General features: G+C 36.2%; 16 protein-coding genes. 7 read left to right on the forward strand and 9 right to left on the reverse strand.

Annotation, left to right across the window (positions count from 1 at the left end; all coding sequences use genetic code 11):
• Window positions 1-117 precede the first annotated feature (117 nt).
• The 8 genes from OZP07_RS20600 to OZP07_RS20635 all read right to left on the reverse strand — a co-directional run bounded on the left by OZP07_RS20600 (window position 118) and on the right by OZP07_RS20635 (window position 17,373).
• The gene (locus tag OZP07_RS20600; protein ID WP_281636574.1) at window positions 118-2,346 is read right to left on the reverse strand and encodes a glycoside hydrolase family 3 C-terminal domain-containing protein; all 2,229 of its coding nucleotides are present in this window, start codon (window positions 2,344-2,346) and stop codon (window positions 118-120) included.
• A gap of 49 nt (window positions 2,347-2,395) precedes the next feature.
• Window positions 2,396-3,976 (reverse strand): GH39 family glycosyl hydrolase, encoded by a 1,581-nt coding sequence (locus tag OZP07_RS20605; protein ID WP_281636575.1) that lies wholly within the window; start codon window positions 3,974-3,976, stop codon window positions 2,396-2,398.
• Between the two features lie 111 nt (window positions 3,977-4,087).
• Window positions 4,088-6,097 (reverse strand): glycoside hydrolase family 97 protein, encoded by a 2,010-nt coding sequence (locus OZP07_RS20610; RefSeq protein WP_281636576.1) that lies wholly within the window; start codon window positions 6,095-6,097, stop codon window positions 4,088-4,090.
• 87 nt (window positions 6,098-6,184) lie between these two features.
• Window positions 6,185-8,584: a glycoside hydrolase family 31 protein gene (locus OZP07_RS20615; RefSeq protein ID WP_281636577.1), complete on the reverse strand. Its 2,400-nt coding sequence runs from the start codon at window positions 8,582-8,584 to the stop codon at window positions 6,185-6,187.
• A 30-nt stretch (window positions 8,585-8,614) separates the two neighbouring features.
• A complete protein-coding gene (locus OZP07_RS20620; RefSeq protein WP_281636578.1) occupies window positions 8,615-11,095 on the reverse strand; it encodes a glycoside hydrolase family 2 TIM barrel-domain containing protein in 2,481 nt (826 codons plus the stop codon).
• Window positions 11,096-11,208: 113 nt separating this feature from the next.
• Window positions 11,209-12,627 carry a hypothetical protein gene (locus OZP07_RS20625; protein ID WP_281636579.1) on the reverse strand — a complete coding sequence of 473 codons (1,419 nt, stop codon included), beginning with the start codon at window positions 12,625-12,627 and terminating at the stop codon, window positions 11,209-11,211.
• Between the two features lie 22 nt (window positions 12,628-12,649).
• The gene (locus tag OZP07_RS20630) at window positions 12,650-14,224 is read right to left on the reverse strand and encodes a RagB/SusD family nutrient uptake outer membrane protein (protein WP_281636580.1); all 1,575 of its coding nucleotides are present in this window, start codon (window positions 14,222-14,224) and stop codon (window positions 12,650-12,652) included.
• Between the two features lie 11 nt (window positions 14,225-14,235).
• Window positions 14,236-17,373, reverse strand: coding sequence for a SusC/RagA family TonB-linked outer membrane protein (locus OZP07_RS20635; RefSeq protein ID WP_281636581.1), 3,138 nt, complete (start codon window positions 17,371-17,373; stop codon window positions 14,236-14,238).
• Window positions 17,374-18,128: 755 nt separating this feature from the next.
• Between OZP07_RS20635 and OZP07_RS20640 the strand changes: the two genes are divergently transcribed.
• The 7 genes from OZP07_RS20640 (at window position 18,129) to OZP07_RS20670 (ending at window position 23,186) form a co-directional block, all read left to right on the forward strand.
• Window positions 18,129-18,848, forward strand: coding sequence for an NUDIX hydrolase (locus tag OZP07_RS20640; RefSeq protein ID WP_281636582.1), 720 nt, complete (start codon window positions 18,129-18,131; stop codon window positions 18,846-18,848).
• Between the two features lie 55 nt (window positions 18,849-18,903).
• On the forward strand, window positions 18,904-19,608 hold the full coding sequence (locus tag OZP07_RS20645) for an NUDIX hydrolase (protein ID WP_281636583.1): 705 nt from the start codon (window positions 18,904-18,906) through the stop codon (window positions 19,606-19,608).
• An 86-nt stretch (window positions 19,609-19,694) separates the two neighbouring features.
• Entirely contained in the window at window positions 19,695-20,969 is a 1,275-nt protein-coding gene (locus OZP07_RS20650) for a Y-family DNA polymerase (RefSeq protein WP_281636584.1), read from the forward strand.
• Entirely contained in the window at window positions 20,960-21,400 is a 441-nt protein-coding gene (locus OZP07_RS20655; RefSeq protein ID WP_194642657.1) for a LexA family protein, read from the forward strand. Before OZP07_RS20650 ends, OZP07_RS20655 begins: the two co-directional genes overlap by 10 nt.
• A gap of 182 nt (window positions 21,401-21,582) precedes the next feature.
• Window positions 21,583-22,383, forward strand: coding sequence for a polysaccharide deacetylase family protein (locus OZP07_RS20660; protein WP_281636585.1), 801 nt, complete (start codon window positions 21,583-21,585; stop codon window positions 22,381-22,383).
• Between the two features lie 110 nt (window positions 22,384-22,493).
• Window positions 22,494-22,763: a hypothetical protein gene (locus OZP07_RS20665; RefSeq protein ID WP_194642655.1), complete on the forward strand. Its 270-nt coding sequence runs from the start codon at window positions 22,494-22,496 to the stop codon at window positions 22,761-22,763.
• A gap of 75 nt (window positions 22,764-22,838) precedes the next feature.
• Window positions 22,839-23,186, forward strand: a complete 348-nt coding sequence (locus OZP07_RS20670) for a hypothetical protein (protein ID WP_281636586.1) — start codon at window positions 22,839-22,841, stop codon at window positions 23,184-23,186.
• A 189-nt stretch (window positions 23,187-23,375) separates the two neighbouring features.
• Here OZP07_RS20670 and OZP07_RS20675 read toward each other — a convergent pair whose 3' ends face one another.
• On the reverse strand, window positions 23,376-25,079 hold the full coding sequence (locus tag OZP07_RS20675; protein ID WP_194642653.1) for a sodium/sugar symporter: 1,704 nt from the start codon (window positions 25,077-25,079) through the stop codon (window positions 23,376-23,378).
• Window positions 25,080-25,127: the final 48 nt, after the last annotated feature.

The raw sequence follows: 25,127 nt of genomic DNA on the forward strand, positions 1-25,127 counted from the left end.
AATTAGCTGCAGATTAAAAAGATTTACACAGATTTTAAAAAAATAGTAATGAAATCTGTGAGAATCTGCGCAATCAGTGGCGAAAAAAATACATGGTATTATTTGCGGACAGTCATATTATTTTATAACAATATCAATTTTGTTTTTAATATCTCTGGAAGAATTTCCAATATGCAAAATATATTTCCCTGGCTCTACGATCCATTTTTTGCTCTCGGTGCTATAATATGCTAATTCTTTTACAGGAACCTGAATTGTTACAACTGCAGATTTTCCGACACCAACAAATACTTTTTGAAATCCTTTTAACTCTTGAGCAGCGCGGTCGATTTTTGAATCTGCTTTAGAAGCATACAATTGTACTACTTCTTTACCATCTGCTTTTCCTGTGTTCTTAACCGTTACTGAAACTGTGATTTTTTCATTATCAGCATAAGATTCTTTATCTGCTTTTGCATCACTGAAAGCAAAAGTAGTATATGATAATCCGTATCCGAAAGGATATAAAGGTTCAACGTTTTTAGTATCAAACCATCTGTATCCTACCAAAATTCCTTCTTTATATTCAACCGCTTTATCGCCGGGGAAACTATTAGTAGCGTGAGCAGGAGAATCCATTAATTTCTTGGGCATTGTCCAAGGTAATTTCCCTGAAGGATTTACTTTTCCTAACAATACATCGGCCAATGCGTTTCCTCCTTCAGAACCATTGAACCAGCTCCACACTAAGGCATTTGTTTTTTTGCTTAAATCATTAATTTCAAAAGGAGCTCCAGCAATTAAAACCACTATCGTTCTTGAATTTACTTCCAATACTTTTTTAATTAATTCTTCTTGGCCAAATGGTAAATTTAATGTTCGGCGATCTGAAGATTCTGTTTCATAATCGCGGTTTGAACCGGCAAAAACAACAGCCACATCTGAGTTTTTAGCCGCTTCTATTGCTTCCTGCAGTTTGGCTGGATCTAATTGATCAATTGTAACTAGACCTGTAGAAGTTATATTTCCTAAGTTTCCAGCATTTTTTTTATCATAACGCTCCAAATATCCTTCTGCATAATTAATTTTAATAGAAGCTGGGAGTCTGTTTTTTAATCCTTCTAGAGGAGTAATTTCTCTTTTTGTTTTTACACCAGCTCCAAATCCGCCCAAAGCATTTTTCTTCGCTGCATTATTACCAATAACTGCAATAGATTTTACGCCGTCTAATTTTATAGGCAGTGCGTTATTTTCGTTTTTCAAAAGTACTATCGCTTCTGAAGCAATTTTGTAGGCATCCTGATAATGTGCTTCGGTAGCAATACTTCCTGTGGCACGTTTTTTTCCGCCCATTGCTTTTACCTGATACAAAGTATGCAGAATACGTCTTACATGTTTGTCAATTTCTTTTTCTGAAATTTCACCTTTTTGGGCTGCTACAATTAATTTGTCAGCCAGGAAAAATTCGTTAAACTTTTTTGGAGTCCCCATTTCGACATCCAATCCATTCTCTAAAGATTTTACAGTAGAATGCACTGCAGCCCAATCAGACACCACAATACCTTTAAAGTTCCATTCGTCACGTAAAATTTTATTTAGCATATAATCATTCTCACATAAATATTCACCTCTGAATTTATTATAAGCTCCCATAATACTATACGCTTTTGCTTCTCTAACAGATGCTTCAAAAGCAGGCAGATAGATTTCACGGAGTGCACGCTCATCAATCTGTACATCAACAAAATCACGGTTCGTTTCCTGATTATTAGCAGCAAAATGTTTTACGCAGGCCATAACATCATTATCCTGCAGACCAACAATTAAAGGCACAGCCATCTTTTTGTTCAAAAATGGGTCTTCACTCATATATTCATACGTTCTGCCCCCAAGCGGTGTTCTGACGATATTAATAGCAGGTGAAAGCAGCATATCCTTATCTCTGGCACGCATTTCCTGTCCTAAGCTACTCCCGAAAGTATATCCCATTTCTGTATTCCAAGTAGCCGATAATGCGCCGCCCGCTGGATAATAAGTCGCAAAATCGTTTGTTAATCCCGCTGGAGACCAGTTATCACGGGAAATTTCTTCACGTACTCCAAGCGGTCCATCTGCCATTTTTAATTCTGGAATCCCCAAGCGTTTTACTCCTCCTGAAGTAAACATACTGTTACCATGCAGCATTCCTATTTTTTCTTCCAGAGTCATTTGCGAAATCAGCTTCTCAATAGCGGCATCATTCTCATTTGTTATCTCTTTTCCAACATAAGTATTCTGCTGTTTTTTAGATTTCACTGCCTGTGCGCTGCCGTCAGCAAATGCCAGAATAGACACAGCTATAGCAGCATATTTTATTTTATTCTTCATTTTTATTCGGAATTATTATGATTAATTATTGGTTTAAATTTTCAAGTAACTATTGCTTAACAAAACTGAAAAAGACAACATCATTCTCATTTATCTTATAACTTCTGCTATATTTTCCTGTAGCATCAATGGTCACTTTCTCAGTTGCAATTGGCAGACCGCTGTTCTTCTGCTTAATTGATTTTACTTGTTCAAGAGTTAGCTGGCTTGGTCTTCCCATCGCAAAATAATCGGTGTAAGCATCATTGACTTTATAACCCACTTTATAAATCTCCAGATTATATTTTCCTTTCTGTAAGCCTTCCACTTCAATCTTAACCTCCCCTTTTGATTTTGATGGTAAATCTTTTATATAATAGGCTTGATTATTCACATCCTTTTCAGGAAGTGTATAAGTGAAATCCCAAAATAAAAGCTGTACATTGCCCTTAGCATTTTTAGTTGCCCAAGAGGAAGTGTCACTGTTTTTCAGCTCAATCTCTCCTAATTTGTTCATTAGAAAATAAGAGAAATAAGCTGGTTTTTTAATTCCCTGCGTGTTCAATAATCCGAAGCCTCCGTGAAAAGGCGTGAATCTTGGGCCCGGTTCTTCAAAAATATCGGTAAAAACCCAATACGACATTGAATTTGGAGCATTGCCTGATTGTTTTAATTTTTTAAGAATATAAGCCGCCGAATGGTAGCTGTCATGAATTGGATCGGCAGGAGTGTAAGACGTACTCCATTCGGTATAATGCAGTTCGAGATTTGGTTTAGCCGAAGCTGCAATTTGTTTTCTGGAATTAATAACATCACCGCTTACGCTCCACTCGTCCTTATTTAAAACAGTACCTGTAGAACCGTATTCATCCAAATATCCTTGGCTTACACCATAGGTATGTGTCGAAATAAAATCAATTGGTACATTATTTTTAGCGCAAAAATCAATGGTTTCCGGAACCCAGCCAGCGCCTGCAGTTGCGGGACCGCCAACTTTGTAAGCAGGGTCTACACTTTTGACAGCTTTTGCAGCATACTCATATAATTTGAAATAATCCTGCTGCGTTCCTGTCCAAAATCCTGGCGAAAGATTCGGCTCATTCCAAACTTCAAAATACCAGGTTTTTACTTCAGCAGCTCCGTAGCGCTGAGTAAAATGCTGTGTCAGGTTTTTAATTAAATCACCCCATTTAGTATAATCTTTTGGCGGAGTAACATTCCCTTTCCACCAAAAAATAGTTTCTTTTCCGCTCGCTAATGCTGACGGCATAAAACCCAATTCCACAAAAGGTTTCATTTTAATACTCAAAAGAAAATCGAATAAAACATCAACATACTGGTAGTTGTATTCGGGATTTCCTTTGCTGTCCTCACGATACACTGCCATATCATCTGTCAGTAAACCATGCATACGAATGTATTTAAAATCACATTCCTTTTTGGCCATAGCCAGCTGCTGCTGCCAATCGGCACGCAAGCCCTCATTGGCACGGCCTGCACCAATACATTCTTTGAACATGGTGTTCATTTTCCCGGTAACATTATTATAATTTACTTTTATAATTCTGTTATCAGAACTGCTGTTTTGTCCAAACAAATTGAAATTGATTGAATTAATGAAAACCAGTACTGTTATTAAAATTCTTTTCATAAAATATGTTTGAAATTAAACCATTGAATTGTGATTTTTTTACTGTGAAAATTGTTGCTGTTATTGTTGTAGAGATGCACTGCAGTACATCTTTACAACAAAATATCCAGACTATAATTTTTTGAATCTAACTGCTGTTCCTCCGGCTCCTCCTAAATGTAATTTTAGTTTATCTGAAGCTTTAACGGTTTTCTTCGAAATCGCAATTGCAGATGGATTATGTGTCTCATCAGTACCTTCGGCATCAGCATAAATCTGAGCTTCGTAAGTCGCGTTTTTATCTAAAAATGACAATGAAACTTCAACATCACGCGCTTTTTCATTTGTTATAGTTCCTAAATACCAATCAGCACTATTTCTGTCTTTACGGACAGTAGTAATGTATTCTCCAATTTTTCCTTCCAGTACTTTTGTATCTTCCCAGTCAGTTGGGACATCTTTTAAGAACTGCAAAGCTGGTTTGCCTTCGTAATTTTCAGGAAGATCGGCCATCATTTGAATTGGAGCATAAATGGTTATATACAATGCCAGCTGCTGTGCTGCTGTACCGTGAACTCTTTTTCCAGGATAACCTTGTTTTACCTCAACATCAAAAATCCCCGGCGTAAAATCCATTGGTCCAGAAAGCAGTCTCGTAAAAGGAATAATAGTTAAATGACTTGGAGGGTTTCCTTCACTCCAAGCATTGTACTCCTGCCCTCTGGCTGCTTCTCTCGAAACCATATTTGGAAAAGTACGGCGTTCCCCTGTATCTTTTATCGACTCATGATACAATACTGCCAAGTCATATGATGCTGCTTTCTCTAAAATATATCTGAAATAATTCACTCCAAATTGTCCGAAATGATTTTCTTTCATATTTAATTTAGAACCCACGTGTCCAATTTTCACCGAGTGCATTCCTAATCTTTTGTACAAAGCAAAAGCATCATCCACTTCTTTTAAGTAATTAATCAGGTTTGAACCAGTTTCGTGGTAACCAATTAACGCAACGCCTTTTTTATTTCCATACTCCACAACTTTTTCTAAATCGAAGTTGTCTGCACTTTTTGTGAAACTGAACATGTGCATTTTGTTTTCATACCAAGCCGGTGTCCAGCCTTTGTTCCAGCCTTCAATCAGCAGATGATGAAAACCTTCTTTAGCTGTAAAATCCATATATTCTTCGGCACGTTTGGTTGTTGCACCCTGAATTGGACTTTCCCAAAATGAATATTTCCCGATGTGCATTCCCCACCAGATTCCGAAATATTTGTATGGTTTAAAATAATCTACTTTACCTAATTTATTTGGATCATTAAGATTCAGAATCAAATAAGAAGTGATTAAATCCCCTGGCTTTTCACCAATTTGAAGTGTTCTCCATGAAGACGTAAAAGCGTCTTTTACTCTTACTTTCACCCCATCAGCCCAAGGCACCAAATCAGATTTCAACTGTGTTCCTGTATTGTTTACCAAAGTCATGCTGGCAAAATCTTTTAGATTAGCTTCATGAAAACTTAAAGCCAGTCCGCTTTTGCTTTCAATAGTGAGCGGTGTAAGAACGGTATCAAGAGTACTTACCGGTGCATCTTTAAAAAGGTATTCATCACGATTTTCTCTGTTAGCCGGAATCCACCATGCTTTTCCGTCGTCTTTCAGATTGAAAGTCGTTTTTTCATCCATGATAAAAATACTGTCATTCTTTTCTTGTTTTGGATATTCGTATCTAAAAGCAATACCATCATCATAGGCGCGAAACTGAATGTTCAGTCTTCGTTTTTCACTGCTCTTTTGCTGCAGCTGCACAACCATCTCATTATAGTGGTTTCTAATTTTTTTCTTTTCTCCCCATACCTGTTCCCAAGTTTCATCAAAAGAACTGTTTTTTACATCGATAACTTCAAAATTGGTACTGAAATCCTCATTGCCTTTTAACACAAAACCCAAATCAGAGGGCGCAATTACTTGGATTTTACCATGCGAAACAGCATATTTTGGAACTGTTTTATCAAGGCTGAACTTAATTTTGTTTATTCCTCCTGGAGAAGCCAGTTCATAAGATTTGCTTTTTTGGGCCTGTGCAGTACCAACAACTGTTAGTGCTGTTAAAAATGCCGGAAGTATGATTTTTTTTAACATGGTATTATTTTTTAAATGTAATTTTTAAAATCGGGGGAAACCCTAACCTAACCCCCGATTTTCAATTTAAACAAAACTCAATCTAAATTATTTTACCCACTCCGTTTTGAAAGTGGTTTTTCCGTTTAACGGATTTGATGCTGTTTCAAAGCTGTTTCCTTTTTTAGAAACTGTAATTGTCTGTACTACGTCTCCGTCTGGCAGGAAAACTTTAGCTTCAGCAGTTGTTGTCGCATCAGATGCATATACTTTTAAAATCAATTTGCTCCAGTCCATATCTTTGGTAGACTGAGCAAGTCCAATATGAGGAAGTGCTGTACCGTCTTTTACTAAAACTACGATTGGCACTTCGCCAGCCTGAATTTTATGCCATCCGCCCTGATATACTTTCTTAGTCTGGTAATCAATCCATGTTCCAGGAGGAAGGTAAACGTCTCTTTCTGTAACTTCTTCAAAAAGTGGTGCTACCAAAATACTTGAGCCAAATAAATATTCATTATCTACTAACCAAGATCCTGGATCATTTGGATATTCAAGGAACAAAGCACGCATCATCGGCAGTCCTTTTTGAGAACTTTCTTTAGCCTGAGCATAGATGTAAGGCATTAACTCGTAACGCATGTTATCAGCTTTTCTGAAAGTTTCCAAAAAGTCTTTGCTGTATAACCAAGGCTCTCTTGGAGGCTCACCGTGGCTTCTTACGTGTGAAGTAAACATTCCGAACGGAGCCCATCTTCTGTATAAATTCTCTGGAGATTTAGTAGCAAATCCTCCCACATCATGACTCCAGAAACTGAAACCGCTTAATCCTAATGAAAGCCCGCCTCTTAACTCGGCTGACATTGCTCCGTTGCTTGTTTCGGCATCACCGCCCCAATGCAATGGGTAACGCTGGCTTCCTGCCCAAGTACTTCTGGCCCAGATTAATGTATAACCTTTTTCTTTTTGAGTAATTTCAGCAACCGCTTTGTTATAACGCAGCGGATATAAATTATGCTCATAAAAACCAGTGCGTCCAGAATGATAAATTCCTTCCGGCGGTGCAGCTTCACCAAAATCTACTTTAAAAACGGAAACGCCCTGATCGAATAATTTTTTCAATTTTGCCTGATACCAGGTTACTGTTTCAGGATTTGAGAAATCCAGTACAGCATCTTCATACGGAAGATTCCCTTTGCGGTCTCTCACTGCCAGATTTTTGTCCATGATTTCATTGAACAAGGTGTTTTTTGGTGTGAAATAAGGCAGTTGCCATAAACACACATGGTATCCGTCATCTTTCAAATCTGACATCATTTTTTGTGCGTCCGGGAAACGGGATTTTGCAAACTCATAATTGTTTCTCCAGTCTACATCAAACCAGCCTGTATCGAAGTGAATAACATCGGTTGGGATTTTATAGGCACGTAAATCTTTAGCAACCTGACGGCCTTCTTTTTCAGAAAAATAAGTAATACGGCTCATCCAGAAACCAAATGACCAAAGCGGCGGCATTGCAGCTTTTCCTGTTAAGTTGGTGTATTCGTCAAGAACTTCTTTTGGTTCTCCAATGAAGAAAAACAAATCGGCTTCATCATCACCAATATACATTTCATTGGCACTGCCGAAATATTTCCCAAAATCAACTGTGATTGGTGTCGAATGGTGCATGAAAACGCCATAACCACGGCTGCTCATATAAAACGGAACAGGTTTGTACATCGTTTCGTTCTGAATACCATTGGCATCATCTGTCCATAAAACTACTTTTTGGCCGCGTTTGTTGAATTGGGTAAATGACTCACCGCATCCAAATATTTTTTCGTCCGGCTCTAAGCTGAAAGCCGCTCCCATACTTCTGGAATAATCGCTGTTTCTGCGCACATACGAAAACGGAAGTGTTGGTGTATAAGTGTTTTTAAAATCAGAATCGTGAAGCGTGCTGGTAAGCAGTTTTCCTTTTTCGTCATAAATTTTGATATGCCATGGTTTTGACAAAATCTCAACAGAACCATGCTTGCTTGTGTATTTGTAACCGCCTTCTATTTTGGAAGATTTCCATAATTCCGGGTGATTCGGAGCAACTCCGTTAATTAACATCAAGGATTCTTTCTCTGGATGAAACTGCGGTCCGGAAGTAGTTTTAATACGAATAGAACGATCAGACACAAACTGAATCTGGAAAGGAAGTTCAGGAGACACTTCGTACTCTGTAGTTGGGAATTCATTAGCAGGAACAACACCCGGCTTCATCATCATATTGTTAAAAGCCTGACGTGTCTGGTAATTGTAACGCAGATATTTTATAGTTCCTTTTCCTGTTGCAGGATCGAAACTGGCTAACTCATCAGCAAAATAAAAAGTGTTCAAATAATTCTGAAAATCTTTGCTGATATCTATTGGAGCGTTTAATACATCCGCATTCTGGATTTGTGCCGAAGCTTTTTGCGAAAGCAGTAAACCAAAGCCCATAAAAAGCGATAAGGAAGCTAACTGTATTTTCTTCATTGTGTTTATTTTTGGTTATTAGTTAAATATTTATTCTGCTGTAATTATAATTGTATTTTGTTTTAATCCGCCAGCCTGCGCTGTCAATTCTATTTTCCCTTTTTTAGTGCCTGACTGAACAACGACTAAACATTTTCCGTTAAGCGCTGTATGCTTTAAACCTTTGTACGATTCATGACTTACTGGATCTCCGCTGCATACTCCCACAATTTTTCCGTTTCCTTTTAATGAAAATTGTATTTCGTTATTTGCTTTTGGTGAAAGCACACCTTTTGCATCCAAAATATCTACCGTTATAAAAGACAAATCGTTTCCATCCGCTTTTATTGTACTTCTGTCGGCTCTTAATTTTAATTGAGAAGGATTTCCAGCGGTTTTTATTTCGGATTCTAAAACTGTTTTTCCGTTTTTACGGGAAATGGCTTTTAAAGTTCCTGACTGAAAAGGAATTCTCCACATTACATGAAGATCGTCTCCTTTTTTACTTCGAATGCCGACTGATTTTCCGTTTAATAATAATTCTACCTCATCGGCATTATTGTAATACGCCCAAACATCAACAGTTTGTCCGGCTTTCCAGTTCCAGTGTGGTAAAAGGTGAAGAACTGTTTTGTTGGTCCATTCACTTTGGTACATATAATACACATCTTTTGGGAAACCAGCCAAATCCACAATCCCAAAATAAGAACTGATAGACGGCCACTCATAAGGAGTTGGCTCACCAATATAATCGAAGCCTGTCCAAATGTACATTCCGGCAAGGAAATCGTATTTTTTCATCACTTTCCAAGTCGCTTCGTGAGTAGAACCCCATGGTGCCTGAACCTGATCGTATGCAGATACTGTATTATCTGGATTTCCATCGGTAAATTTAAGATCCCATCTTACCGGCCATTTTTTTATTGATTGAGAATCTTCATCATAATAGCCTCGAGTTGCTAGAGCTGAAGTAGTTTCAGTTGCTATGAAAGGTGTATTTGGAAAGTTTTTTTGATGGTGCTCAAAAGTCTGGTGAGCATAGTTGTAACCGATAATATCCAAAGCTCCCGAAGTGGCTAATTTATTGAAATAAGTATCGTTTTTTTCAAACTGAAGTGTTACCTCATCAATTTTCATATTAACTGCAGGATTCATTCCAGCAGTTACTAATCGTGTGGTATCCAGTTTTTTTACGATTCCAGCTAATTCTTTGGCAATGACCGGACCTTCATCACTCCATTGTTCTGGGATTTCGTTACCGATACTCCACATAAATATACTTGGATGATTTCGGTCACGAAGGATTTGATCCTGTAAATCCCTAACATGCCATTTATCCCAGTCTAGGCTGTAATCGTATTTGGTCTTGCCTTTTTTCCACATATCAAAAGCTTCGTCCATAACAATGAAACCCATTTTGTCACAAAGATCCAAAAGCTCTGGTGCAGGAGGGTTATGGGAAGTTCTGATTCCGTTAACACCCATTTCTTTGAGAATTTCCAATTGACGTTCTATGGCTCTGGTATTAACCGCAGAACCCAATGGACCTAAATCATGGTGCATGCAGACACCTTTGATTTTGACTTGTTTTCCATTTAAAAGAAAACCTTTGTTAAGATCAAATTTGAAATATCTGATTCCGAAGCTGGTTTTGTATTCGTCAGCAATCTTGTCATCTATGCTGATTGTTGTAACCGCAGTGTACAGTTCCGGTTTTTCGTCAGACCATAAAATAGGATTATTAACGATTAAGTCTTGATTGAGAACCTGATCTGCATTTGCAGCAATGGTTATATTTTGGGTAACCGAAGTTACTTTAGTGTCTTCTTTAAAAATAGCAGTTGTTACTATCGCATTTTTGGAAACTGCATTTTGATTCTGAATCGTAGTTTCTAAACTTACCGAAGCTTTATCGGCAGTAACTTTTGGAGTGGTAATATACGTTCCCCATTGTCCAACATGTAATTTATCAGTTGTTTCCAGCCATACGTTTCTAAATATTCCAGAACCGGAATACCAGCGTGAATTGGGCTGTTTTGAATTGTCTGCCTTAACAATAATTTCGTTGTTTTTATCTCCATAATTCAAATAAGGAGACATGTCATATTGAAAACCAATATATCCATTTGGGCGTTTTCCTAAATAATGCCCGTTAATCCAGACTTCGCTGTTTTTATATACCCCATCAAAAACAATTGACGTGATTTTTTCTTTATTTTCTAAAGCAACTTTAAATGTTTTTTTATACCATCCTAAACCACCCGTAAGTGCTCCGCCTCCATAACCTGAAGGGCTTTTTTCATTAAATTTACCTTCAATACTCCAATCATGAGGAACATTTAAGGTTCTCCATTTTGTTGAAGCTGCAATCGTATCATTATCAATAATACTATCATTCAAATGAAAACTCCAATCGGAATTAAACGCAATTTTTCTGGAATTGAAGCCAGCTTCATTTCCATTACATGACACTGCTAGAACTATTATTCCCAGCAGGGCTAAAGTTTGTATAAAACTGCTTAAATATTTCATTAGATAAATTATAATATTTTTAAAGTAATATAAATGTACCGATAAGTAAATCAAAATATTACCTATCGATACATTTAATTATTATTCAAAAAGTGTTTTTATCACACTCTTAATTATAGAGAACTTAAAACAAAATGGAAAACCATATATTCACTCTTGTTTGGATCTCTTTTTCCAAACCAGATATCGGTAACAACATTGCCAGTTTTTGCAGTTTTTACAATTTTCCACTGATTTTTATCTGTTGTAGAAACGGATGCCCAAGAATTTCCAATTGGAAATGAAGGGGTTATACCTGCAAAAGTGATAATATTAGTTCCATCTGTACTTGCCGTAAAAGTTCCTGATGCTGTAGCACCTGTACTTGATACGCTGCTAACAGTGCCATTACTAGAAAATGAAATTTTATTTTTTACAACAGTAGCCTGATCAGCTGCTGTGAAAGCTGCCCAATCCGGATAATCTGCAACTGAATTCCAGTTGTTTAAGAAAGTTCCATCTAAACTTGTCCAATTGAAAGGAGTGTCTTTGCTTAACGCCCATGTTTTAGTAGTTGTAGTTGTAGTCGATAATAAATCACCTACTGTACCTCCATTTAAATCAATACTTGGATTTGGATCTGCAACAGCAGTTGGCACCCAATTGTCACTATACTCTTTTGATATAAAGTTGTAAACCAATGTTGCTGCTCCATCACAGCTGCCTTTTCTTAAAACACCAACTTGTAATGTGTTTGCAGTGATAGACATAATTTTCATTGATTTCCAGTTATCAACACAGTTCTCATATTCATTGCTATGCAAAATAGTCGCACCAGAAGTAGTTATAATTTTTTTATCAGCGTCTAAAAAGTACGTCCCTGATTCTTTACCATAACTTGGGCTCATTTTATGATCTGTTGTCAAAAATGGACCTCCATTTAAACTAAATGTCATAGTTCCATAATCGCCTTTGGCTGCAATCCATTGATTCCCTTTCCATTCTGGACTCCAATTCCAGCAATCAGTACCGTAACATCCTTTATCGCCTCCTTCTAACCATGCATTATCGGTACCGTAAAAGAACATAGGTCCTGCAAAAAATTTCGAAACTCCATTTGCATCTAAATCCAAAACCCATGTTTTAGATTTTCCAACCCCGCCCGAAAGTAAATTCCAAAGAGGATCGTTTACATAATTTAAGTTATCCTTAGTAACAGTAATTGTTACTGGATCTAATTCTACTATACCACCGCCAGTAACTGCAGTAATTTTTATCGTATAATTACCTTTAAAAGCATATTTTACAGTTTCATTAGCTTTGTTTGATTTCCCCGTAACATAGTCCCAGGTAAGTACAACACCTGGGGTAGTATTTTTCAGAATTACAGTATTTCCGCCTGGATCAGCTGCTAAATCCTGAGTAATATCAAAATGTATATCCGATTTATCAGTAATACCATCTAATGAATACGTATCCGGTGAACAAGATGGCACTAATACTAGTACCATTAACATCAAAAATGATGTAATTAATAATTTAGTCTTTTTCATTTTTTTAAATTTTTAGTTAAAATTACCAACCAGCATTTTGCTTTAAAACTCCACCAGATAACGTGATTTGTGTATTAGGAATTTGCTGCAGTCCTTTTGTAGCTTGGATTTTGGCAGCCGAAATCGTTTTTGTACCAGCAACTCCTCCGCTTAGCAAGGTTGTAGTTTCTGCAATAGCTGAAGAAGCTGTACCGATCCCCTGGCGCAATAAATCATAATATCTAATACCTTCAAGAGCAAATTCTAAATGTCTTTCTTTTAAAATATTATCTTTACTTACAGGCAGAGATACAAAACTGGCTTTATAAGCTCTTTGTCTTACTTGGTCAAAATAAGACTGAGCGCTTCCGCTTCCTAATTCAGCAGCCATCAGCAAAACATCAGCATATCTCATTACAGTATAATCCTGGAATTGACTGATGTCCCAAAACGCACTTCCCATTGCAATAGGAAGTTCAATTCCTTTATCATTAATCATTGGGCAATATTTTTTGTTGTAATATCCAGTATACTCCCTTTGATTGTTTATTTTGTCAAACGCAATGTTTTCTTCTTTAATTCCAATTACAGTTGCACCACGTCTTGTATCGTTGGCATTATAAGTATTCCATAATTTCGAATTTACAGTAACTCCCCATCCGTGTGCATAAGGAAAAGATGAAAACTCTCTCATTCCAAACATTACTAACCAGCTGTTACCATCAGTATTTCCGTTATAATCACTAGTATATGTATATTTTATAGAAAACACATTTTCTTTATTACTTTCTCCTGCATACTTAACTCCTGAAGCTGCTGGCCATAAAGTAGAAAAATCATCAACCAAGCCATGACCGCTAGAGGCAATAACATCTTCTAAATGTCCTAAAGCCTGAGCTTTAGTTACAACGCCAGCTAAGTCAGCTTTTCCATAATATCCTGTATAATATAAAAATACTCTGCCTAATAAAGATTTTGCGGCCCATCTTGTAGCATGTCCGCTAACTGTTGCACTGTATGCTGCTGCAGGCAAATTATTTGAAGCAAATGTTAAATCTTCAGCAATAACTTTATAAACCTCATCTGGATTTGCCTGTGGAATATTTTCAGATGAAGCAACCGTTAATAATGGAATATTGCCCCATACACGTACCATTTCAAAATAAAGATAAGCTCGGATAAATTTAGTTTCGGATTCGTAAGTGTTTCTCAAAGCCGTATTTCCTTTCCAGTCAATCTGATCCATTTTACTTAAGAAAATATTACAACGGTAAATTGCTTTATAATAAGCAATCCAGTTTCCATTAAGTAAATCTACGTCAGAAGGTGATCGAGAAGGATCAAACTCATCTATAAGTGCATAATTATATCCATCTGAAGCACCAGTTCCTCCAAAACAATCATCAGACATCACTTCGCTCAAGACCGGAATACCAACACCACTAGCCCCTGTCGCTACTTGCAATCCATCATAACAGCCTACTAATGCTGAATTAGCATCGTCTGTAGTTTTGTAAAAATTTGTATCTGTTTGTCCTATTATAGGTTCTGTTTCTAAACTGCAAGAACTTAGACACAATAAACTCAAACAGAAAATATATAAATATGTATTTTTCATTATTTTATTTATTAAAGTTTAATATTTAATCCCATCATGAATGTTCTTGGTCTTGGGTAGTATCCTACATCAACCCCCGAAGAAAATTTTTGATCATCATTTGAAGAACCAAATCCAATTTCAGGATCCATACCGTTATACTTTGTAAAAGTGTAAAGATTTAATGCTGAAAAGTAAAGTCTGAACTGGCTTGCAAAAAATCGTTTTGACTTATTCATTTTTGCAAAATCATATCCTATTGTAACTGTACTAATTCTCAAGAAATCACCATCATGAACATACAAATCTGAAAAATCCGTGAAATTTCTATTGTCTTCCGTAACTCTTGGCATTGTATTAGAAGAACCTTCACCATGCCAGCGGCTCAATATTTCTGATGTGTAATTACCATAAGCACCCGATTGATTTCTATACGATTGTACAATTTGGTTTCCTGCTACACCATTTGCCATCGCAGTAAAATCAAAAGCTTTATAACTAGCTGACAAAGTGAAACCAAAAGTAAAATCTGGATTTGGTTTTCCTATTTCTGTTTTATCATCAGCACTAATTTTATCATCTCCGTTGGTATTTACCTTAATTAGGTCACCAGGAGCTGCGTTAGGCTGCAGAACTACCCCATTTGCTGATTTGTAGTTATTAATTTGTTCTTGAGTTTGAAAAACACCTCCTGTTTTATATCCCCAGAAATAACCTAATGGTTTAGCGTTTTCTGCTCTGTAGAATTCACCAGCATTATCATAAAGTTCATTACTTAATCCGTGAATAATACCATCCGAAGTCGGTATTTGTCCCACTTTGTTTACATTATATGCGCCATTTGCACTAACGCTATAATTAAATTCTCCAATTTTATTCTGGTATTGCAATGACAATTCTAATCCTTTATTAACTACATCCCCACCATTAATATAAGGAGCATCTGCTCCAGCTGTCGCTAATACTGGTGCTAAAATTATCCAATCTTTATTGGTCTTTTGGTAGGCATCAAAAGTAACACTCAAAGCATTGTCCAAAAATTTAGCATCAAAACCTAAATCTATCTGTTCTGAAGTTTCCCATTTCAAATCAGGATTTGCTAATCTATTAGGATAAGCTCCCGGTGTAAGAACACCTTCAGTATTACCAAAAATATAATTGGTATTATTGGTTTTTATTGGTGACAAATACTGGAAAGCTCTTGCATTTTGATTTCCAACTTGTCCCCAGCTTGCTCTTAATTTAAGAAAGTTTATCACTTTGGAATCTTTCAAGAATTCTTCATTAGACATAACCCATCCTGCAGATACTGATGGAAAATAACCCCATTGGTTTTCTGTAGAAAAAATAGAAGATCCATCCATTCTAAATGTTGCATTAATCAAATAGGTTTCATTAAAGTCGTAATTTAATCTTCCATAATAAGACATTCTTTTCGTCTCACTTTTTTGACCATTAAATGATATTTTAGCGCCATCTTTATTAGTCGTATTATCTAACCAGGCATGATCTAAATCGCTAAAAACCCCATCGGCATTTGTAGTCCCCATTGAAGTTCCATCGTAATTTATATACGATGTCCCTAACATTGTTTCAAAATGATGATTTTCTGCAACATTAAACTTATACGTTGCTAAATTGTCCCAAGTAAGGGTTTTTCCCTTATTCATGCTTTGAGAAACTTTATCAAATTTGCTAAATGCATAAATTGACAATTGATATTCTGGAGAATACGAATGACTTTCTCCTGCATAATAGTCAAGACCTAGAGTTGTTTTAAATGTTAAATTTTTTATTGGCTCAATTTGCAGATAAACATTCCCTAATAATTTTTGATTATTGCTTTCATTTTGATTATTGTAAGCCATCATTGCATAAGGATTTGCAACTCCATTTAACCAAGGCTCACTACTATTTGTCTTTGAAGTATCAAAATAATTTCCGTCTGCATCATACATTGGTAATAACGGAGTAGTTTGAAAAGCACTTCTCAAAGAGTTATTGTACTGATTACCAACACCAATACCATTTTTATCAATATAAGCAAAACTTAAATTTTCGCCTAAAGTAACAACGTCTTTATATAATTTATGCTCTGAGTTGAATCTAAAATTATAACGCTTGTAGTTTGATAAATCAGCTCCTCCAACAACTCCTTCTTGTCCCAAATAAGACAATGAAGTAGAATAAACTGAACTGTCTGAACCTCCTGAAGCACCAAATGCATAATTTTGAGTAGCAGCATTATCAACCAGCATTTTATCCATCCAGTTTGTTCCGCTTCCTAATGCCGCAATTTGAGCATTAGTAAAATAAGGAGTCTTACCTGAATTTACAGCAGCTTCATTTAAAATAGCAGCATACTCTGTTGCATCCAATAAATCTACTTTTCTAGCTACAGACTGAACACCATAATATTGATCAAAAGTAATTTTACCAGCTGAACCGCGTTTTCCTTTCTTTGTAGTTACCAAAACAACTCCATTAGAAGCTTGAGAACCATAAATAGCTGCAGAAGCAGCATCTTTTAAAACAGAAATAGATTCAATATCAGAATTACTTAAATAGGATATATCACCTGTAAGTATTCCATCTACAACATACAGAGGACTGCTTCCTCCTGTAGAACCAACACCTCTAATAACTACATTCAAACCCTCTCCAGGCTGTCCTGAAGTAGATGTAATCTGAAGTCCGGCTGCCTGTCCTTGCAGTGCCTGTAGTGCACTAGTAGTATTAGTTTTTGCAAGAGATTCGCCACTAACCTGAGTAACAGCGTTCGTTACCAATTTTTTCTTTTGTGAACCATAACCGATAACGACAACTTCTTTAAGATCGGCCACATCTGTCTGCAAGGAAACCAGAATTGTAATTTGCGTTCCTACAGTTATATGCTGCGTTTTATACCCCATAAAACTGATTGTCAATACATCACCAGTTTTTGCATCTAACTTAAATTTTCCATCAAAATCTGTTGATATTGATGTCTTTGTACCGTCAATTGTAATAGTTGCACCAGGAATTGGCATGTTGTCCCCTGTTGATTTTACAGTTCCGCTTACAGGTCTGGATTGCTCTTGTGCAAAACCAGACTGCATCGTAAATACAGCAAGCAACAGCGCCATGCAAAACTGGAACATTGTTGGTTTAATACAATAATTGCTTTTCATAATAATTAATAATTTGGTTAAATTGTTGTTAGTGTTTGTGTGTGTTCAAAAAATCTAATTAATGTGCATTCATAATAAGTTGGTTCAAATAATTCTTGTTTTTAATTTATTTGTTAGGGTCTCCATCTGCACGGACAACAGTTTCAGAATTTTACAAAGACATGCACTCTTTCAAAATCCAATTCCATCATTTCGTCAAATAGTCTTTAATACTTTTGGCATAGCTTTTTTGCAGACAGTAGTTCTTTAAAATATCGCCAGGAAAAAAATTTAAGATTCCAAATTGAAAACTGCTTTCTCGAGAATAATAATTTCTTTCTGCAGGTAACAAATCCAGATTATTTATGGCTGATTCCTATAACTGATACTTAAAAAACACATTTTCCTCTAAATTATATGCCCGACTTAATATTGTTTTCATTACTTTTGGTCAAATAAACCATAACGTTATGGTTAATTTGACTACAAGTGTACGGCGTATTTTTTATATTAACAAAATTTTGCGATTAAAAATTTGTTATTAACAAAAAAAACATTCAATAATTATTGATTTAATATACTTCGAAAGCTTTTTTTAACATCATTTACATTAACTTTGAACACAATTTATAGCTGATTATTAATTATTTAACAATTAATAAGCTCAAAAAGCAAAAAAACAATTTAACAAAGGCTCATAACTATTTCACAAAATATTTTACAGCAGGCAATACAGTTTTAAGAAAAATTTAATTTAGCACCAAATTCACAATGCAATGGGAGAGGAAAATAAGAATCAGGTTTCAATACAAATGACAGAGCATTCGTCTATGAATGCCATTTCTATTGACTGTGTTATATTTGGTTTTGACAACGGAATTTTAGAAGTACTCGTAGTACAGCACGGAGAAGGTATAAGTAAAGGAAAATGGGGACTGCCCGGCGGATGGATAAACAAAAAAGAGAGTACCGATGCCGCCGCACACAGATTATTAGCCGATCTGACCGGAATGGACAACATTTATCTTGAACAGCTAAAAGCTTTTGGAGAACCCGACCGTTTCCCAGTCAGAAGGGTTATTACAATAGGATATTATGCTTTGGTAAAAAGAGAAGATTATGATATTAAGGCAGGTTTTACCGCTTCGGATGCCAAATGGTATAAAATCAACGAAATACCCAAACTAATATATGACCATAATGAAATCCTAGATTACAGCATAAAAAATCTTCGCAGCAGAGTACGCCAGGCACCAATAGGTTTTAATCTGCTCCCAGAAAAATTCACTTTACTGCAGCTTATGCATCTGTATGAAGAAATACTGGGGATAGAGATGGATAAATCTAATTTCCGCAGAAAGATTTTACACATGAAATTACTGGTCGCATTAGACGAAAAACAAAAAGACGTATCGCACCGGGCCGCACAGCTGTATAAATTTGATTCCGAAATTTATGAAAAACTAACTCAAAAGGGATTTAATTTTGAATTTTAAACTTGCTTTTAAAAACTAAAAATAACATTTTTACATTCTAAAAAAACAGCCAAAATTGACAACTAAAGCACAGACAGAAATAAACAAAACAGCAATTGAAGGAATCACAATTGACTGTGTTATATTTAGCTTTAACAAAGAAAGTCTTGAGGTGCTGCTGGTACAGCATGCTGAAGGAGAAAGTGTAGGTAAATGGGGGCTTCTTGGCGGATGGATGAAAACAGAAGAAAGTGCCGATGATGCCGCACAGCGGATATTGCATGAACTTACCAGCATGGATAACATCTATCTAGAGCAATTGAAAGCTTTTACCAACCCAAAACGTGTAATTGAACGAAGAGTTGTCACTATCGGTTACTACACTTTGATAAATCGTGAAGATTACAACATAACAGCCAGTTTGACGGTAAGAGAGGCCAAATGGCATAAAATCAAAGACATTCCTGATTTAATTTTCGATCACAATGAAATTCTGGATTTTAGTCTGATGCATCTGCAAAACAGGGTTCGTCAGGCTCCCATCGGTTTTAATCTCCTGCCCGAAAAATTTACGCTGCTGCAGTTAATGCATCTTTACGAAGAAATATTAGGCATCGAATTGGACAAATCGAATTTCCGCAGAAAGATTCTGCATATGAAATTGTTAGTTGCCTTAGATGAGAAACAAAAAGACGTTTCCCACAGAGCAGCAAAACTTTACAAATTTGACTCCGAAATTTACGAGAAACTTACACAGAAAGGCTTTAATTTTGAGTTTTAAAATTCTAGCCGAAAGACTTGTTAACAGTTCCAAAAATTTACTTTCCCAATCCAAAAGCATATCGCACTATTCCGTAATTTTGCGGTATGTATGCTTTAGTCGACTGCAATAATTTTTATGCTTCCTGCGAACGTGTTTTTCAGCCGAAATTCAACGGAAAACCTGTTGCGATATTATCCAACAATGACGGCTGCGTCATTTCCAGAAGCGAAGAAGCCAAAGAGGCCGGGGTTCCAATGGGCGCACCAGCATTTAAAATTAAAGAATTGGTTAAAGAGAAAAATATTCAGTTATTTTCATCCAATTATCCGCTTTATGGTGATTTAAGCAATCGGGTAATGGCAATTTTGGAACAATTCACTCCAAATGTAGAAATCTACAGCATAGACGAAGCCTTCCTCAATTTTGACGGTTTAAATATTCCAGACTTTCACGATTATGGTCTCCAAATGAAAAACCGTATTCGAAAATGGGTTGGCATTCCTACCTGCATTGGCTTCGCCGAAACCAAAGCTTTATCTAAAATTGCCAATAAGATTGCCAAAAAATTTCAGGACAGAACCAAAGGCGTTTATGTAATCGACAGCGAAGAAAAACGCATCAAAGCCTTGAAGTGGACCAAAATTGAAGATGTCTGGGGCATTGGCTACCGCACCATCAAGAAAGTCAAACTCCGTAAAATAAATACTGCTCTCGACTTTATCCAGCCACAGCACGAGGCCTGGATCAAGAAAGAAATGGGTGTTGTAGGTCTTCGCCTAAAATATGAACTGGAAGGAAAATCAGTATTAGATTTAGAGCCACTCAAAGAGCAAAAAAAGAGTATCGCAACAACCCGAAGCTTCCCGAAACAGATAGCCGACTTTGATTTACTCCGCGAGCGGCTGACCACTTTTGTCGCCGTCTCTGCCGAAAAACTACGCAGACAGCATTCCTGCTGTCACACTATCATCGTGATGCTAGTCGTCGACAAGCACTCTGTCAAAACATCCAAGTATTATTTTAATATGGCGGTGACATTGCCGTTTGCGACCAATTCAACCTTAACCATTTGCAATGCAGCCGTAGATATGCTAAAAAAACTGCACAAGGGAAATGAAGGGATCAAATTTAAAAAAGCAGGAGTTATCCTCACAGAATTAATCGATGAAAATCAAAAGCAGTATCAGTTATTTGAAGAAGAAAACCCAAAACATTTGGCTTTGATGAAAGTAATGGATCGGCTGAACCACAAAATTGGCGAAGCCAAAGTAAAATTGGCCACCCAAAACCTAAGACTAACCTGGAATATGAACCAGAATCATCTTTCACCCAGATACACCACAAGTTTCAAAGATATACTCGAGATACAATGTCTATAAAAAAACCACAAAAACTGACTTTCTTTCATCCAGATTTTGAAAGCAAAATCCAAATCCCGTATGTCAGCGAAGGGGTTTCTGCAGGTTTCCCGTCACCTGCCGCCGATTTTATGGAAACCAGTATCGATCTAAATAAAGAGTTGAGCGAAAATCCATTGGCAACGTTTTACATCAAAGTCAGCGGTAATTCAATGATTGATGCGGGAATAGATGACAAAGATGTCTTGGTTGTCGATCGAAGTCTGGAACCTCAAAACAATAAAATAGCGATTTGCTGCATCGATGGTGAATTTACAGTAAAACGCATTAAGACCGAAAAGGACTGTTTGTACCTCATGCCTGAAAATTCCAGTTACGAACCCATAAAAGTAACCGAAGAAAACCAGCTTATCATTTGGGGAATGGTGACTTATGTAATAAAGAAAGTGTAAATAATTTAACAACAAGACTGCCAAAGCTTTCTGAACTCAGCGTAATTCTTTGCGTTCTTTTCAGTTCAACAAACTTACTGTCAGCACAAAAGGAAAATCTTCTTTTTGTTTTATAAAAAATTGTGGGTAAGTTTACAGAGCAATACACTATTAACTTTAAACCAACCACAATTTACTTACTCATGAAATTTAAAAACCTCCTTATTCTTCCCTTATTACTGCTGGTCAATAATTTATCATTTGCTCAAAAAGAAACCGCAGACTGGAACGGTAAAAAATGTGCCGTCGTGCTTACTTATGACGATGCCCTGAATATTCATCTCGACAAGGTAATTCCGGCGCTTAATTCATTTAGTTTCAAAGGCACTTTCTATCTTATCGCTTCGTCCCCTGTCGTGACCGGCAGAATGGAGGAATGGCGGACTGCTTCCAAAAAAGGACATGAATTGGGGAATCACACCTTATACCATCCCTGCGACGGCAGTTTACTCGGACGTGACTTTGTTACCAAAGACAATGATCTTTCCCGCTATACAGTTGCCAGAGCTGTAAAAGAAATAAAAACGGCAAACCAATTTCTGAAAGCTATTGACGGCAGATCGGAACGCACTTTTGCCTATCCGTGCGGTGATTTAAAAATTAACGACACACTTTATTATGATTATCTGAAAACTGATTTTACAGTCGCAAGGGGTGTACAGCAGGGATATCTTCCGGCCAAAACAGTTGATTTGTCCAATGTGAATTCATTTGTAGAAAACGGAACTACCGCAGCACAGATGATCACACAGATTGAAGAAGCTGAAAAGGCAGGATCTTTTATTGTTTTCCTATTTCATGGTGTCGGCGGTGAACATGCACTAAATATAAACTTGGAAGAACATCAAAAACTGCTTCTTTATCTTAAAAAAAGAGAAAAGGATATTTGGGTTACAACTATGATAGATTTGGGTAAATATATCCAGAAACAGCAGGCTAATTAGTTCGCAGACTGGAATATTTCACACATTTAAGTTAAAAAAACAGGAAGCTATGGAAGAAATAACTTTAGAAAAATCTCTTGATTTCTATCTAGAAACTTTAAGACATTTAGATGAAAAAACATCTTTCAAGTTCTGATGAAGATCTTAAAACAATAATATTGGAAGAGCTTGATGCAGATGCTCACACTTTTTTACATCATTTTACGGTTAACCGCTTAAGCGAAAACAATATTATCCCCAAAAGTGTTGAAAAAAACAGCTTAGAATTAAGGGAACTAATTAGAGAACTAATAGATACTAAATATAAAACAGATGAAATCCGTTTTGATGAAAATTGGAATAAAGCACGTGAAATAGCAAAAAAAAATAATCCAAATTGAATCGAAACATAAACCAAATTAATTTAATCCCAAACCCATTGTAATATCTTCATTAATTATCAAAATACAAATCAAATGAATAAACAATTGACTAACTGTAATTTTACACTTTGGCTAGAATTTGAAGCAGTTAGCCCAAATGACTGGGACATTGAAAACGAGTTTTGCAATATTCAGGTTAATTTAGAAGATGGACGCAATTACGGATTAAATGTATGGACATACAAATATTTAGAAACTGCAATTAACGAAGACAAAAAAACAGGAGAAAATCTAAATGGATTATATCAAATACCTCCTGACTTGCTTGTACGGGAATTAACAAGAGAATGTATTGAACAGTCCATTAGAGATTTGCTCAAAATTGGCGACTTAGAAAAAATTTTGAATCCCAGCATATATGTCAATAGAAATGACAAATAGAAAACTCAAATAAGAACTACGATAACGTATTTGAGCATATTTAATGAAAACTTAGTTTTGCATTTGAAAGATACATCAAAAAACATTCGAAAGCAGTAATCTTACAATACCCACAAAACCATTTTGCTTCAAAAAAAAGGGTGAAACTAAACGAATTTAGCTTCACCCTTTTTATAACTAACTTATTTTTTACCAGAACTTAACGTATAATGCAGCAATAACCAGCAAAGTGATTATCACCATAACGGTAGTCTGTGGTTTCAATTTGAACATTTCTGTATCCAATTCGAATGCTTTTGGATTCACTTTTGGTCCAGCCATACTGATACCAATCATTAAAAGCATTGTGAATAAGAATGATAATCCCATACAAATGTGGAAAGGAATTTCGTAAGTTCCTTTTGCAGTCTGGTACGCAGTGTATAAGATTGTCTCATTTCCAAATAATGCAGGTGCAAATTCGTTGAATAAAACAGATAGTAAGAAACCTGAAATTACACCAACAATAGCAGCTGTACCAGTTGTTCTTTTCCAGAACATACCAAGGAAGAACATAGCAAATACACCAGGACTAATAAAACCAGTATATTTTTGGATATAAGTAAAACCGCCTACTCCTCCAATTCCTAACAAGTCATCCCAAGTAAACAATACAGCTAAAAGCATTGCTATGAAAACTGTATATCTTCCGATATTTACCTGTGCATTATCTGAAGCATTTCTTTGGATGTATTTTTTGTGAACATCTAAAGTATAGATAGTAGAGATACTGTTTACTTTTCCAGCCAAAGAAGCAACAATTGCTGCAGTTAAAGCCGCTACTGATAATCCTTTAATTCCTGTAGGAAGGAAAGTTAACATTGCAGAATATGCTCCGTCTTTGTGCCCTCCAGCCAATTGAGGTAAATGTCCGTTTTGGTATAAAACATAAGCAGCAATACCAGGAAGCATTACGATAAGAGGCATTAATAATTTCAAAAAACCAGCAAATAAAATACCTGTACGTGCAGTCTGCAGATCAGCTCCCAAAGCTCTTTGAGTGATGTACTGGTTACAGCCCCAGTAGTTCAGATTAATAATCCAGATACCAGCAGCATACGACATTAAACCAGGAAAAGTAAGGTATTTATCGATAGCATTTTGATCAAATGCAGCTGAAACGCGTTGAGTAGGTTCAGGAATAATCATTTTGAAATGCTCTGGTGCTTGACGCATCAATTCTTTGAAACCAGCAATAGCACCTTGACCAGAAGCTGGTAAATACTCTGCAACTGTAGTTAATGCAATGTAAGACGTAACTAAACCACCAATAATCAAAACAGCTACCTGAATAACATCTGTATAAGCTACAACTTTCATACCTCCTAAAGAGATGATTAAAGCAAAAACTGCTAAGCCAATCATAATAGCATGCAAGTAGTCACCTCCTGTCAATCCATTAATAGCAACAGCTCCTAAATATAAAATAGAAGTTAAGTTTACAAAAACATATAAAAACAGCCAAAAAACAGCCATAATCAAAGCTGTTGATTCGTTATATCTTTGTTTCAAAAATTGAGGCATGGTGTAAATCTTGTTTTTTAAATAAACAGGAATAAACCAAACAGCCACAATAATCAAGGCAATAGCAGCAAGCCACTCATAAGCAGCAACAGCGATTCCTAAAAAGAATCCTTCCCCGCTCATTCCGATAAATTGTTCTGCTGAAATGTTTGAAGCGATTAATGATGCTCCAATTGCCCACCATGTTAAAGTTCCTTCTGCAAGGAAATATGCTTTGGCATCGTGCTCGTTTCTTTCACGCTTGCGATAAATAATGTACCCGTAAACGGACACCACTATAAAATAAATAATAAATACTGCATAATCTGCAAAAGCCAAGTTATTACTCATGAGTAAATAATTTTTTAAAAGTTAATATAAAGGTCATTTGTTTTTCTT

The organism is Flavobacterium marginilacus, assembly GCF_026870155.1.
GTDB classification, from domain to species: domain Bacteria; phylum Bacteroidota; class Bacteroidia; order Flavobacteriales; family Flavobacteriaceae; genus Flavobacterium; species Flavobacterium marginilacus.

What these genes read in the sequence shown, in the direction of transcription:
- OZP07_RS20640 (WP_281636582.1), top strand. Translation starts at nt 18,129, where the DNA reads ATGGGAGAGGAAAATAAGAATCAGGTTTCAATACAAATGACAGAGCAT.
- OZP07_RS20670 (WP_281636586.1), top strand. Translation starts at nt 22,839, where the DNA reads ATGAATAAACAATTGACTAACTGTAATTTTACACTTTGGCTAGAATTT.
- OZP07_RS20625 (WP_281636579.1), bottom strand. Translation starts at nt 12,627, where the DNA reads ATGAAAAAGACTAAATTATTAATTACATCATTTTTGATGTTAATGGTA.
- OZP07_RS20675 (WP_194642653.1), bottom strand. Translation starts at nt 25,079, where the DNA reads ATGAGTAATAACTTGGCTTTTGCAGATTATGCAGTATTTATTATTTAT.
- OZP07_RS20660 (WP_281636585.1), top strand. Translation starts at nt 21,583, where the DNA reads ATGAAATTTAAAAACCTCCTTATTCTTCCCTTATTACTGCTGGTCAAT.
- OZP07_RS20610 (WP_281636576.1), bottom strand. Translation starts at nt 6,097, where the DNA reads ATGTTAAAAAAAATCATACTTCCGGCATTTTTAACAGCACTAACAGTT.
- OZP07_RS20635 (WP_281636581.1), bottom strand. Translation starts at nt 17,373, where the DNA reads ATGAAAAGCAATTATTGTATTAAACCAACAATGTTCCAGTTTTGCATG.
- OZP07_RS20620 (WP_281636578.1), bottom strand. Translation starts at nt 11,095, where the DNA reads ATGAAATATTTAAGCAGTTTTATACAAACTTTAGCCCTGCTGGGAATA.
- OZP07_RS20630 (WP_281636580.1), bottom strand. Translation starts at nt 14,224, where the DNA reads ATGAAAAATACATATTTATATATTTTCTGTTTGAGTTTATTGTGTCTA.
- OZP07_RS20650 (WP_281636584.1), top strand. Translation starts at nt 19,695, where the DNA reads ATGTATGCTTTAGTCGACTGCAATAATTTTTATGCTTCCTGCGAACGT.
- OZP07_RS20605 (WP_281636575.1), bottom strand. Translation starts at nt 3,976, where the DNA reads ATGAAAAGAATTTTAATAACAGTACTGGTTTTCATTAATTCAATCAAT.
- OZP07_RS20655 (WP_194642657.1), top strand. Translation starts at nt 20,960, where the DNA reads ATGTCTATAAAAAAACCACAAAAACTGACTTTCTTTCATCCAGATTTT.
- OZP07_RS20600 (WP_281636574.1), bottom strand. Translation starts at nt 2,346, where the DNA reads ATGAAGAATAAAATAAAATATGCTGCTATAGCTGTGTCTATTCTGGCA.
- OZP07_RS20665 (WP_194642655.1), top strand. Translation starts at nt 22,494, where the DNA reads ATGAAAAAACATCTTTCAAGTTCTGATGAAGATCTTAAAACAATAATA.
- OZP07_RS20615 (WP_281636577.1), bottom strand. Translation starts at nt 8,584, where the DNA reads ATGAAGAAAATACAGTTAGCTTCCTTATCGCTTTTTATGGGCTTTGGT.